This window comes from Marvinbryantia sp., assembly GCF_047017445.1.
Taxonomy (GTDB): Bacteria; Bacillota; Clostridia; order Lachnospirales; family Lachnospiraceae; genus Marvinbryantia.
This window is the reverse complement of record NZ_JBKXTT010000021.1, coordinates 23,405-36,468: the sequence shown is the minus strand read 5'-3', so window position 1 is coordinate 36,468 and position 13,064 is coordinate 23,405. Positions and strand designations below refer to the sequence as shown.

Below are 13,064 nucleotides of genomic sequence, written 5' to 3'. Positions count from 1 at the left end.
ATGGATATGGCAAAGGATCTTCCGGACTGGATCAAAGAGGGAAAGCACACGGCAAAACTGCTGGAATGGCTGAACCAGGAAGCAGAGCCGGTCGGCATTTTTTCCGGGTGGATGCTCTTTAAAGCAGCGATTGGAAACTGTGTGCTGATTTATGCCGAGAACCAGGATCAATGTATGGAGGAATTTCACGAGATTAAGTTATGTGGTATCTTCCGGAAAAGCGACTGTACCCTTTACGAAACAGGGGTGCAGCTTTACCGGGCAGCCGGGATCCCGGAGGAATTTATTTTCCCGGATAAGGATGCGATACAGACAGAACTGGAGAAAAAGGTGACCGACTTTGGAAGAAGGCTCATAGAGCAGTGCTGGGATGATCTGGTGGAACAATCCGATCTTACCGGAAAGGATTTGCTCCCTGCAATTAACCGGGACCAGATCCGGCTGAAGGCGAAACAGTATCTGCAAATGGGGAAATGCGCAAAGGACGTCCGGTATCTTCCGAAATTTTCTTTTTCGGTATTTGGGATCCCTTTTACGGACGAATTGCTTTTGCGCTATTTGGAAGATGAAATGTCCGGGGTGAACGACGTTACCAGCATGTGGCTGGAAAGCGCTCTTGCGGACATTTCAAAGAATCGCATTTATTATGGATGCATTCGGGAAGAAATGGCGGAGCTGGAAAGATCTGCCGGCAGGGAAAGCAGTTTCCCGGCAAGTGGAAAAGAGCGACTGAACGCATAAAAAAGCAGAAAGGAAGGAAACGAATTAATGAGTAAGTATGAATATCTGAATTTGAATCAGAAAATGGTAAAAATCAGACGGAAAATCCCCGCGCTGATCCGGAAACGGTACAGTGAGGAGGTAGACTATGATTTTGTGAAGCTGGATGACATCAACCAGTTCCTCGCTCCGGCGCTGAACCGGTATGGTGTGGATTTTGACATCCTGGGAGAAACACCGACGCAGGCAGACGCTTCCGGCCGGCCGGTTTTCCTTGTCCATGACGGAAACCTCTGGAGATATGAAGCGGACATGGAAATCTGTTGGACGAATGCAGACCGTCCCCAGGAGCAGAGCAAGGCGGTGGTCCATCTGATCGGGACGCATGAGGTGGCAGATAAGGCGAAGGGAACGGCCATGACATATGGGCTGAAGTATTATCTGCTTAATAAATTCAACATCCCGCAGAACGGTGCGGAAGATCCGGATATGCGAGGGGCCAAAACAGAAAACGAAGGAAAAGAAAGACAGGAGGAGCCTGTACAAAAAGCGGAAACCGTAAAGGCGGGGAGAAAGCCGAAAGCAGAAAAAGGCGATTCCTATATGCCTTCCGGAAAGCAGGAAGCGGGAGCCGCACAGGGGAAAACTCCCATCCAGAGAAAAGAAACGGATAAAAAGCCGGTCCGCGATGGCAATGCCGTATCTTCTAAAACCGAGCCGAGGGAAGAAAAGGTGAAGGAGACAGCCCCTCAGCAGGTGGAAAAGACATCGGCAGGGACAGGGCAGATTTCCTTTTTAGACCGTGCAAAGGATGCGGTTCAGGAGAAAAAAGAAAAAGCGGAACCGGAAAGCGCTAAGGCGGAGGAAGCATCCGCAGTGGAAAAGACAGCGGAAAAGACGGAAGAACAGGCAGAAGAAAATGAGGAAGCCAAAGCTTCAAAGGAAAGCGGACAGAACGCTGTGACGGAGTTGGGAGATGGTTTCCATACAGTGGCGGAAACGGAGGAAATCCCGTTTGATGACGCGGAGGATGACGGCGCATTTGGGATTTCTGATGGTGCGGAACCTGCTTTCGGAGCGGAAGCAACGAAAGATGGAGAAATGGGCGATGCCGAGGCTGGGAATGACCTGGCAGAGGAGAAACAGACCGAAGTGGAAAACGCCAAAGCCGTGATCTGCAATTTCGGTTTCTTTAAAGGCCATACGCTTGGGGAACTGCTGGAAAGCCTGAAAGGATGGGAAACGATCAAATGGATCGCGGAGCGGTACAATGGAGCCAACCAGGAAATGAAGGATGCTGCGAAAGTTCTGGCGGAGGCCAAGGCTTATATGCCTAAAGCAGCTTAATGGGGAGCGCGCCAAAAGGCGCGCTTCTTTCAATTTTGCAAAGAAGGAGACGATATGGTATATGAAATACCTTTTACAATCGCAGATGTAGCGGACTTATTTTCCATACAAAGGCTGGAAGGCGGGAAGGAAGACGCATTCGGGGTGGTATGCCCATTTTGCGGAGACACGAGAGGAAAGTGCAATTTCTGTGTCATACGGGATGGTGAAATCAAAAACGTTTACCATTGCTACGCATGCGGCGCATCCGGAAATATGCTGACCCTGTACGCAGATCTGGCCGGGCTGTATGGAGACAAACGGTATAAAGAAGCCTACTGGCAGATCAAAGAAAAGCTGGATACCGGAGAAAAGAAAATCCGGCTCTACAGCCAGAAACGCATAGCACGTATCAAAGAAAAGGCGGGCAAAGAGGCGGCGCCGGAGCTGGATGTTTCTTATCTGCATGAAGTGTATACGCAGATGTTCTCCATGCTGAAATTAAAGGAACGCCACAGGGCGGATCTTCGCAGACGTGGGCTTACCCGGCAGGAGATTGCCCGCATGGAGTGGATCGGATACCGGAGTACCGAAAGTGAAGATTCCATAAGGATCGCAAGGAAGCTGCTGGCCCAGGGATTTCAACTAAAAGGCGTCCCTGGTTTTTTCCGGAACTGGGACGGCGACTGGGAGGCTGCGTTTTATCCCCAAAACGAAGGGTATCTCTGCCCGGTCTTTACGGAAGAGAGAAAGATCTGCGGGTTCCAGATCCGGGTAGATAAGCCGGTAAAAAAGCGGAAATACACCTGGTTTACCAGCAAAGGCATGGATGGCGGAACCTCCAGCAAAAGCCCGGCCGGATTATCCGGGAAACTGACCGGAAATACCATACGGGTGACCGAAGGAATTTTAAAAGCAGAGATCGCATATCAGAGAAGCGGCCTTGCGTATATCGGAAATCCCGGCGTTTCCAACTATAAAGGGGTGTATCAGATGCTTTCCCGGCTAAAAGAACAGGGGCTTGAAAACGTGCTGGAATGTTACGACATGGACAAGATGATGGCGCTTGAGTGTAAAGCGGATTATGATAACGACTGCAAAGAATGTGAATGGAGAGACAGCGCTTTTTCCGGGTTTGAATGCCTGAAAAAGCGGCAGAAACGAAATACCATACGCAAGGGCTGCTTGAAGCTTTGGGAAATGTGTGATGAACTGAAGTTAAACTGTTCCCGTATGAAATGGGATGCCGATATGGATGGTATATGGAAGGAAAACTATAAAGGCATTGACGACTGGCTGACACGGAAAGAAAAAAACGATGGGTACGGCATGAAAACGATGATTGCATAAGAGGAGCAGGCGATGGCTGCGGAAGGTGGGTTGGGAACACCAAAGCGCTTTCGTCTGCTTGCTTCATAAAGGTATTCATGGTACAATAGGATTACCAAATTAAAAAAGGAGTGGTGTACAGATGTTAGTTAGGGCTGATAAAAAATGGGACTATGCACTTGGCATGATTAAAGTAGATGGACTGGAGCCTTCTCCTGAGATGAAGAAGCTGATTGAACGGGAGAAACGCGGTGAAATCACAACAGAAGAAGTGAGAAAAGCGTTGGACAGAAAGTATAAAATGAAACAGTAGGGGGATTATGAGGGATCCATTGGAATCGGCGGACACATGCAGAGCATACGATAGAAGAATTAAAGACTTATTTGCAGGCAAAAAATAAATAGTGAAAAAGTGGATGAATCTCCCTGGAGGCGGAAACGCAGTCAGGGGGATTTTTTATGCCCTGACGCAGGGAAGGGACAACGGCAACAGGCAGATGAAAAATTTTGTAATAAATAGCGGTATGAACAGACAAAAGGGAAGCTGCGGCGGCACAGCTTCCTTTTTGTCTGCCCATAACCGGCAGCAGAAAGGGGGAATACCATGAGAATCCGGGACAGACCGTAGAGAAGCGGAACCATACGATAGAAACAGAACAATCAGCAGGCCATGAAAGGAGAACAGATATTTGGAAAAAAAACGCAGAAAAAGATGGATTGCGGGTGCGCTGGCTTTTGCTATGTGCTGCACTACGCTCTTTAGCGCAGGAACTTCTGCAGCAGCAGCCGGCGCAGACGGAATATATCAGGAGTCAGCGCAGACGGAAGAACAGACGGAAAAAAGCGAAGAGGAGCTTTTTTCGGAGATAGAGGCAGATCCGGAGCTGGCCCTTACTGTTTATACAGGGGATGCCTTTGAGATCAAGAAGGATTTTACCGGCCTGAAGCTGAAGGAGGGAGAAAAAGCAAAGCTAAAATGGGCGGAGATGGAAGACGGAACGGCTTTTGATCCGGAGGTACCCGGCACGTACAAATGTGTATATGAGGTGACTCCCGTACAGGGAGAGGCATACCTGATCGCAAGGAACATTACGGTAACACCCCGTGAAGCGGAAACGAACGCAGGCGGGGAGAAGGGTTCCGGTGAGTCGGAAGATGGCGGGGAATCTGACGGGGAGGCGGATCCGGAGGCGCAGCCCCAGACAGAAACGGAGCCTGTTTCTGAAGCAGGCTTACAGATGGAGACGGAAACGCTTTTAGCTGAGACAGTGGAAGCGCAGACAGAACCATCGGCAGATGAAACCGAGGCGCTGGAAGAAGCCGGAAATGAGCCGGAAAGCGAAGAAACGCAGAGCGAAACGCAGGCTGTTCCCGAGACGGAAAGCCAGACAGAAGCAGGAAGCGAAGCGGACACTACAGAAGGCATGACGGAAACAGATGTCGTAACAGGAGAAAACGGAGAACCGCTTTCGGAAGAGGAACTGGATGCGGCGCTTTCAGAAGCGGAGCAGCAGGACACTTATGATGAGGAGAGCGGCCTGACGCTTGGCGAGGTTATGCTGCAGGCAGTGGAGCAGGATGTGGATCTTCTGGAACTGGAAGAGGGGGAAAGCGTATCCTTTACGGCGGAAGCGCCTGCGCTTTTTGCGGCAAGGGCTTCCACCCAGAACGTGGATGTTACCAGAGGAAGCGCCTACTATTATGCGGACTATGGGTTGGGGTCTTACGTGACTTATCCCTATACGGTAACTTTTGGGGATGTCAAAGCGACGGCATATTGTGTGCAGCCTTCTAAAGCCGGGCCTGGGGACGGCAATTATAAGATCACCAGGCTGAGTGACAGCAAAGTTCTGGCGAAGGTTTGCTATTACGGAACCAAAGCTTCCGGTGAGGAAGGCTTTTTCGCTGAGAAATATCCGGATTTTTCCATCGGGAAACGGTTCATCGTCACGCATCTGGCGGCGTCTTACGCCAATGGGAGCGGAGACGCTTTTTCCGGGACGAACAGCACGGGGCAGTCGCTTGCTATGGAGCTTTATGAATACTGCGTCAGCCAGCCGGATATTCCGGATGTTGCCATGTCGTTTTCGGAGGCGGACACCACAGCGTATATAGAAGGGGACATCCAGCGGACGAAAGAGATCACCTTCCAGGCTGATGAACTGCAGTCCATCACCATGAAACTGCCTTCCGGTGTGAAGCTCCACAATGTCACGACCGGAAAAACGAGCAAAGCAGGCGCTGAGGTGGAGATAGGCGGGGGTACGGTCTTTTATTTAAGTGCGCCGATTACCCAGGCATCGGATGCAAGCGCCTCCTGGTCCGCAAAGATGAAGGGCAGCATCACCAAAGATTTCTCGGCCTATAAGATCACAACCGGAAACGATACGCAGGATCTGGCGCTGGTGTTTGGAGAAGGTGTCACGGACGAGAAGTATGTGGAATTTAAAGTTACCTGGGTACAGCAGGCCACGGTGGAGATCATTAAGAAGGACAAAGGCAGCAATGCCGCGATTGCCGGGGCCGTGTATGGCATTTACGGCGACGAGGCTGGAACAAACCTGATTGTCCAGATGCCGCCCACAGATGAGAAAGGGTATTCCAGTGTGACGCTGACGAAGACGGCGGACACGGTGTATTTGAAGGAAATCTCCGTTCCCGGCGGCTATCGTCTGGATACGAAGGCTTATAACATCCAGTTAAAGGTGGGAGGAACGGTATCCCAGGAGGTTACAGACGAAGAGCAGATGGCTTCCCTGACTGTTTATAAGGAAGGGGAAGTTTTTACCGGGGCAGATGTTACGGAAAACGGAGTTACGTTCCGCTATGAGAAACGCCGCCAGAAGGGTGCGGTTTACAATGTGTATGCGGAAACCGATATTACAGCGGCGGACGGAAGGATCATCTACAAGAAAGGCGATCTGGTAAAAGAAGCCCTGACAACCGGGGAAGATGGGAGCGCTACGTTAGATTCTCTGTATCTGGGCTCCTATCGGGTAACTGAGCGGAAAGCGCCGGATAATCTGATCTGTACCGGGGAGTCCCAGGTTGTGAAGCTGGAGTATGCCGGCGCGGATGTGGAATGCCAGGTGGGAAGTACCACGTTTACCAACGACAGGCAGAAGGCTTCCGTTACGGTAGAAAAGCAGGACGGGGAGACGAAGACTCCCTTATCCGGAGGCGTTTATGGTTTGTACGCCGGTGCGGACATCAAGAACACGGACGGGAACACCGTAGTGAAAAAGGATACGCTGATCGAGACGGCTTCAACAGGCGCAGAAGGGAAGGCGTCCTTTGGCGCGGATCTTCCGATTGGGTTCGGGTATTATATAAAGGAACTTCAGGCGCCGGAAAATTACCTGCGCAACAGCGAGGAATCGTATGCCTTTGATTTCCAGTATACGGGGGATAAGGAAGCGGTGGTGACATTCTTCCATACGTTTTTCAATAACCGTGTGGACGCAAGGATCCATCTGGTGAAAAAGGATAAGGAAACCGATACACCGCAAGGGGACGCGGTATTTACCGGGGCGGTTTACGGACTGTTCGCAAGAGAGGATATTTTGCATCCGGATGGAAAAACCGGGGCAGTTTATAAAGCAGGCGACCAGGTAGCGACGCTTACCACGGATAAAGACGGGAATGCAGAAGTGTCCGGATTGTATCTGGGAAAATACTATATCAAAGAGCTGACGCCGCCCGCGGGGTATCTGGCGGATGAAGCAGAATATGATCTGGAGTGTACCTATGAGGGGGACATGGTAAAGACCGTGGAGCGCACGGCGACTTCTCTGGAGTCGGTAATGAAACAGCCGTTCCAGCTGATCAAGGCCGCAAACAATGGGAAAACGGATGCGGACCTGTTAAAGGGAGCCGGTTTCTCTGCTTATCTGGAGAGCAGCCTGACGAAAAAGGAAGATGGCAGCTATGATTTTGCGGGGGCAAAGCCGATTGTCCTTACGGCGGATGGAAAGACGGAGATGTTTACGGACGAAAAAGGCTATGCCTGCTCAGTTGCGATCCCCTACGGCACGTATATCGTGCGGGAGACGACCACGCCGCATAATTTTACTCCTGTGGAGGACTTTAAGGTAACGATTTCCGAAAACAAGACAGAACCCCAGGTGTGGCGGGTGCTTCTTGATGAGGAATTCATGGCGAAGCTGAAGATCATCAAAAAAGATGGCGAAACCGGACAGAGCGTGCTGCTTCCGAATACTGAGTTCAAAGTCTATGACATGGACGCGGGAAAATACGTGGAGCAGGTCACTACCTATCCTACGGTAACGGTACACAAGTCCTATTTTACGGATGAAAATGGATCCCTTATTCTCCCGAATGCCTTAAACTGCGGGAATTACCGGATTGAAGAGGTGACGGCGCCGGACGGTTATACGCTGAATACAGACTATAAAGAGATCAAAGTGGACAGCAATACCGCTTATGAGATGGAAAATGTAAGCAATGACGCGATCATCACCGTTTCTTATGAAAACCATCCCGTAAAAGGAAAACTGATTATCCAGAAATCCGGGGAGATGGCAGTATCCTTCGGGAAAGATTTCAAATATGAGGAACGCCCGCTTGCGGGAGCTGAGTTTGCGGTCTACGCGGCGGAAGATATTTACAGTGCGGACCATCAGACGGATGCACAGGGCAACCGTCATATGGAATACGCAAAGGATACGCTGGTTGCTACTGTGACGACCGATGAGAACGGGGAAGCGGAAGTGACAGACCTGCCGCTTGGAAAATACCGGATCGTGGAGACGAAGGCTCCGGAGGGCTATGTGAGAAATACGGCCGAGCAGGAAGTGGAATTTACTTATGAGGGCCAGAATACAGCGGTGGTGGAACGGAAAGCGGAGTTTTCCAATCAGCGCCAGAAAGTGACCCTTACCGTGGAAAAGCAGGATGCACAGACGGAGGCGAAACTTTCCGGAGCGGTATTCGCGCTCTATAATAAGGAAGAGATCGTTTCCGGAGATAAGGTGATTGTAAAAGCGGATACGCTGCTTCAGAAGGTGACGAGCGATGAGAACGGGCAGGCAGCCTTTACGCTGGATCTGCCGCTTGGGAAATACTATGTCAAAGAAATCACCGCGCCGGATGGGTATGTATCTTCCGATGAAATTCTGGAGTTTGACGCCAGCTATCAGGGGCAGGAGATTCCCGTCCTTGCACTTACCGGGATTAAGAAAAATGAGCCGACGGTGGTAGAGATTACCAAAGCGGACATCACAACCGGGACAGAGCTTTCCGGGGCGTCCTTAACCGTCCTGGATGAGAAAGGGAACGTGGTGGATTCCTGGACGTCTGTAAAAGGGGAACCCCATGTGATCAGAAGGCTGGCGGTCGGCAAAACCTATACGCTGCGGGAGGAATTTGCACCCTACGGGTATCTGCGCGCATCGGAGATCACCTTTACGGTTGAGGATACCAAAGAGGTACAGAAGGTAAAAATGGAGGATGAGGTTCCAAAAGCGCTGCTGATCGTAAACAAAAAAGGAGAATTTCTGGATAAGGTTACCCTTCTTGACAACGCCAAGGGGCGGGTGGAACACCTTTTTGAGTATATCACGGGAAGCTTAAGCAGTGTTACATTTGAGGTTTACGCGGCGGAAGAGATCAAAGCGGCGGACGGCGTGAGCGCGGACTACTATGCGGCGGATGAACTGGTGGCGACAATCACCACCGATGACAGCGGCGTTGCACAGGTATCGGACCTTCCCGTTGGACGGTACTACGTCAAAGAGGTGGGAACGGCTTACGGCTATGTGCTGGATGAAGAGCCGAGATATGTGGACCTTACCTACCGAAACCAGGACACGCCTGTGGTGACCTACGACGAAAACTGGCAGAATAACCGGCAACGGGTACAGGTAGAAGTGCGGAAAAAAGAAAAAGGGACAGACCGGGTGCTTTCCGGAGCGGTCTTCGGCCTGTACACGAAAGAGGATATCCTCTCCGCAAAGGGGAACGTGCTGATGGAGGCGGATACCATCATTGAACTGAAAACGACCGATGAGAACGGGATGATCCGGTTTGTGGCAGACCTGCCCATAGACGGAACCTATTACGTAAAAGAACTGTACGCGCCGGATGGGTTTGTAAACAGCGAAGAAACACAGGAATTTACTTTCACCTACCAGGGGGAGGAGACGGCGCAGGCTGTCTATTCCTTCACCTTTGAGGATGAACCGACTACGGTGGAGCTTACAAAAGCGGATCTGGCTACGGGTGAGGAACTGCCGGGCGCATCCCTTGCGGTACTGGATGAAAACGGCGAGACAGTGGATGAATGGATCTCGGAAGAAACGCCCCATATCATCAAAGAGCTGGTGGCAGGAAAAACTTATAAGATGGTGGAACGGATCCCGGCGGACGGGTACGCTACGGCGGAAAGCATTGAATTTGTCGTGGAAAACACGGCAGAGATCCAGAAGCATACCATGCTGGATGATACAACGAAGGTAGCGATCAGCAAGACGGACATCACCGATTCCAAAGAAGTGCCGGGAGCGAAGCTGACGGTTTTCGATGCGGAAGGGAAAGAAGTGGAAAGCTGGACTTCCACAGAAGAACCGCATCTGATCGAAAAACTCCCCGTCGGAAAATATACGCTGCGGGAGGAGCAGGCCCCCAAGGGCTATCTGATCGCGGAGGATGTGGAGTTTGAAATCGCTGATACCGGGGAAATCCAGAAAGTGGAGATGAAAGATGCGCATCCTGTTGGGCGTCTGATCCTCAAAAAGACGGACGCGGACAGCAAGGCTCCATTAGAAGGCGTGGAATTTACCCTGAAGGAAAAAGATTCCGGAAAGACCGTGGCAAAGCTCATTACGGATAAAGACGGTACTGCGAAAAGCGAGGAACTTCCGATTGCCACCTACAAGGATGGGAAGTATGTGGAAGAAATCAAATATGTTCTGACAGAGACAAAGGCACTGGAGGGATACAAGATCAGTGAAGAGGAAATCAGTATTGTTTTTGCGTATACGGATGATAAAACGAAAGAGATTGTGATCACGAAAGAGCTGACCAATGAGAAAGCACCGGAAACTACAGAAACGACAGCACCCAGGACAGGGGATTCCACGAATCTGTGGCTCCCGATCCTGCTGGTACTTCTTTCCGCCGGCGGTATCGCGGCAGTGGTATGGTATGTGAAGAAAAGAAAGCAGATGTAAAAGAAGTACGGATGGCAAAGGCTGTCTGTGAATGGGGCCTGCCGCGGATGCGGCGGCCCTTCTTTTCGGTAAGGGGGATGCGATGAAGCATGAGAAAATGATCCTTGTGCTGTGCGCGTGCCTGATGGTACTGGGATTTGGTGTCAGCGCACTGGTTGGGATCTGGCGTATGTATCAGGAGGGGACGCAGGAGTACAAGGGATTACAGGAATTTGTATCAGAAGAGACGGAAACGGATGAGTCCGGGACGGCGAAGGATACGAAAAAGGTGGAAGTGGATTTTGCTTCTTTAAAAAAGATCAATAAAGATCTCGTGGCGTGGATCCGGTGTGAGGCGCTTGGGCTTGACTACCCGGTGGTACAGGGGGAGGACAACGATTACTACTTAAACCATACCTTTTCCGGGGAGGAACATATTTCCGGCTGTATTTTTATGGACTGCGGCAACAAGGCTGATTTTACGGATGATAATACCATCCTCTACGCCCATAACATGAAGGACGGGAGCATGTTCGGATCGCTGGGAGACACCGCGGATGGGGAAATACGGCTTTTTCTCTATACGGAAGAGGAGGTGGATACCTATCAGATCGTGGATAACCGGACGGTTGCCGTCACAGAACCGATTTATTTCCGTCTGGTCTATGGAGCGGACGCTTTTGAGGAATTGAGTGCGGCGGTAGCGGCGCATACAGGAATTACTTTGGTAAAGGGAGAACATCTTTTGACCCTTTCCACCTGCAACGGCAACGCGGAAAAACGGCATATCGTCCTTTTGCGTAAAGTGACGGAAGAAACGGAAAGCCCGGAAACACCGGATGAAATCGAGATCCTGGAGCCTGCGCAGGAAGATGCGGAAGGATAACCACACAGTTTGAGGGCAGACAAGCCGCAAAATGGTTTGTGTTCACAAGCATGCAGAAAAGCGGAAGGCGAAGAGCCATTTTATAGAGAATAGTGAAAAAAGGAGAGGTTCATGTTTCAGTTCAAAGAAAAGATAAGAGAAGCAAAAAATATGGGGGAAGTGGAGGAACGGCAGGTAGCATGGCTCTGGTATCCGTATATCCCGTTTGGAAGGGTTACGGTACTCCATGGTGCTCCCGGTTCCGGAAAATCCATGATTGCCGCCAGGCTGATGGCTGCGTGTACAAACGAGAAACCGTTGGGAGAGTGTAAGGCTTTGCCTGCGGGGAATGCGTTGTATCTTACGGCGGACGATGACCTGTCTGATCTGCTGCGTCCGAGGCTTTTGGAAGCCGGAGCGGATCTTTCGCGGGTATATGCGATTAACGATATGCTGCCTTTTGCCCTGGGTGACGACAGCATTGAGCAGATGGTGGAAAATTTCGGCATCCGGCTTGTGGTGGTTGACCCGATCCAGGAATATTTACAGGAAGAGGTTTACGGGGAGGATCCGGAGTTGGTATATCCGATTCTCTGCAAGCTGGAGGCACTGGCAAAGAAAAGCGGCTGCGCAGTGGTGCTGACCGCTTATTCAGACGGTCCTGGCGGAGTGAACAGCAAAAGATGGAGAGAGGATTTTGCGGAGAAGGTAGGAAGCGTACTTTGCGTGGAACGGGACAGACGAGATAATGGGGTGCGCAGGCTGCTCCACGAAAAATGCCTTTTTGCTCCGGAAGAGCGGGAAAAACGCTTTTCTTTGGACGGACCTTTGTGGGATCTGCATTAAATCAGAACCAGATGTGCCGGTTCATTCGGATTCTTTTTCGGAAGCCTCTTTACAAAATATAAAAATACAGATATAATTATATCAAAATAAAGATATGAGTGAGGTGCGTATTATGATTATAAAGGCTTCTGCGGCATTGCGGAATGATTATGCGGCAATTTCAAACCTTGCAAAAGAAACGAAAGAGCCGATTTATATTACAAAAAATGGGGAAGGTGATCTGGTTTTGATGAGTATTGACGCGTTTGAAAAACGGGAACAGCTCTTGAGCCTTCGGGCGAGGGTTCTGCAGGCGGAGCAGGAACGGATAGATGGAGCGGAAACCCTCAGCGTTTCAGAGGCGAGAAAGCGGCTGCGGGAGAGAATTCATGAAGTGTAGAGTAGAGATCCTGCCGTCCGCATGGGAGGATTTAAAAAACATAGAAGATTATTACCTGCTTCAGTTTGACACACAGACTGCCTTAAAAGTCAGCGACCATATCCTGGACTGTATCGAGCGGCTGGAGGAGTTCCCGGATTCCGGTTCCAGGACACCGGATGACTGGCTGAATGAAAATGGATACCGGATGGTAATCTGCAAAAAGCATGTGGCAATTTACCGCCGAATCGGGGAAGTCGTTTATGTATACCATATAGCGGATACACAGACGGAATATACAAAATTATTTTATTAAAACTCGTCAGTAAAAAGAAAAGGCATCTGCCGTATGGTTATAAAAGACCATGCGGCAGATGTTCAACTAATATTTTATCATCTTATCTTTACAGCATATAGTCCATTTCAGATGCGTTCTGCGCATAGTTTTTCC

9 protein-coding genes are annotated in these 13,064 nt (G+C 50.4%); all 9 read left to right on the top strand.

Features of this window, described 5'->3' with window-relative positions; genetic code table 11:
- The first annotated feature begins 6 nt into the window (after window positions 1–6).
- The 9 genes from ACLU9Q_RS17990 to ACLU9Q_RS17950 all read left to right on the top strand — a co-directional run bounded on the left by ACLU9Q_RS17990 (window position 7) and on the right by ACLU9Q_RS17950 (window position 12,929).
- Entirely contained in the window at window positions 7–741 is a 735-nt protein-coding gene (locus tag ACLU9Q_RS17990; RefSeq protein ID WP_412625735.1) for a hypothetical protein, read from the top strand.
- A 27-nt stretch (window positions 742–768) separates the two neighbouring features.
- The gene (locus tag ACLU9Q_RS17985; RefSeq protein ID WP_412625734.1) at window positions 769–2,067 is read left to right on the top strand and encodes an ERF family protein; all 1,299 of its coding nucleotides are present in this window, start codon (window positions 769–771) and stop codon (window positions 2,065–2,067) included.
- Window positions 2,068–2,121: 54 nt separating this feature from the next.
- Window positions 2,122–3,396: a hypothetical protein gene (locus ACLU9Q_RS17980; RefSeq protein ID WP_412625733.1), complete on the top strand. Its 1,275-nt coding sequence runs from the start codon at window positions 2,122–2,124 to the stop codon at window positions 3,394–3,396.
- A 121-nt stretch (window positions 3,397–3,517) separates the two neighbouring features.
- Complete coding sequence (locus ACLU9Q_RS17975; protein WP_412625731.1) at window positions 3,518–3,688, top strand: antitoxin VbhA family protein; 171 nt, start codon at window positions 3,518–3,520, stop codon at window positions 3,686–3,688.
- Between the two features lie 925 nt (window positions 3,689–4,613).
- Window positions 4,614–10,565, top strand: coding sequence for a SpaA isopeptide-forming pilin-related protein (locus ACLU9Q_RS17970; protein WP_412625768.1), 5,952 nt, complete (start codon window positions 4,614–4,616; stop codon window positions 10,563–10,565).
- 82 nt (window positions 10,566–10,647) lie between these two features.
- Complete coding sequence (locus ACLU9Q_RS17965) at window positions 10,648–11,430, top strand: class B sortase (protein WP_412625729.1); 783 nt, start codon at window positions 10,648–10,650, stop codon at window positions 11,428–11,430.
- A gap of 111 nt (window positions 11,431–11,541) precedes the next feature.
- Window positions 11,542–12,255, top strand: a complete 714-nt coding sequence (locus tag ACLU9Q_RS17960; RefSeq protein WP_412625728.1) for an AAA family ATPase — start codon at window positions 11,542–11,544, stop codon at window positions 12,253–12,255.
- Window positions 12,256–12,367: 112 nt separating this feature from the next.
- On the top strand, window positions 12,368–12,634 hold the full coding sequence (locus tag ACLU9Q_RS17955) for a type II toxin-antitoxin system prevent-host-death family antitoxin (RefSeq protein WP_412625727.1): 267 nt from the start codon (window positions 12,368–12,370) through the stop codon (window positions 12,632–12,634).
- On the top strand, window positions 12,624–12,929 hold the full coding sequence (locus ACLU9Q_RS17950) for a type II toxin-antitoxin system RelE/ParE family toxin (protein ID WP_412625726.1): 306 nt from the start codon (window positions 12,624–12,626) through the stop codon (window positions 12,927–12,929). The genes ACLU9Q_RS17955 and ACLU9Q_RS17950 overlap by 11 nt, the downstream gene beginning before the upstream one ends.
- Window positions 12,930–13,064: the final 135 nt, after the last annotated feature.

Coding starts and splice junctions, on each gene's coding strand:
- ACLU9Q_RS17955 (WP_412625727.1), top strand. CDS start 12,368: ATGATTATAAAGGCTTCTGCGGCATTGCGGAATGATTATGCGGCAATT.
- ACLU9Q_RS17970 (WP_412625768.1), top strand. CDS start 4,614: ATGGAGACGGAAACGCTTTTAGCTGAGACAGTGGAAGCGCAGACAGAA.
- ACLU9Q_RS17965 (WP_412625729.1), top strand. CDS start 10,648: ATGAAGCATGAGAAAATGATCCTTGTGCTGTGCGCGTGCCTGATGGTA.
- ACLU9Q_RS17980 (WP_412625733.1), top strand. CDS start 2,122: ATGGTATATGAAATACCTTTTACAATCGCAGATGTAGCGGACTTATTT.
- ACLU9Q_RS17990 (WP_412625735.1), top strand. CDS start 7: ATGGCAAAGGATCTTCCGGACTGGATCAAAGAGGGAAAGCACACGGCA.
- ACLU9Q_RS17960 (WP_412625728.1), top strand. CDS start 11,542: ATGTTTCAGTTCAAAGAAAAGATAAGAGAAGCAAAAAATATGGGGGAA.
- ACLU9Q_RS17985 (WP_412625734.1), top strand. CDS start 769: ATGAGTAAGTATGAATATCTGAATTTGAATCAGAAAATGGTAAAAATC.
- ACLU9Q_RS17975 (WP_412625731.1), top strand. CDS start 3,518: ATGTTAGTTAGGGCTGATAAAAAATGGGACTATGCACTTGGCATGATT.
- ACLU9Q_RS17950 (WP_412625726.1), top strand. CDS start 12,624: ATGAAGTGTAGAGTAGAGATCCTGCCGTCCGCATGGGAGGATTTAAAA.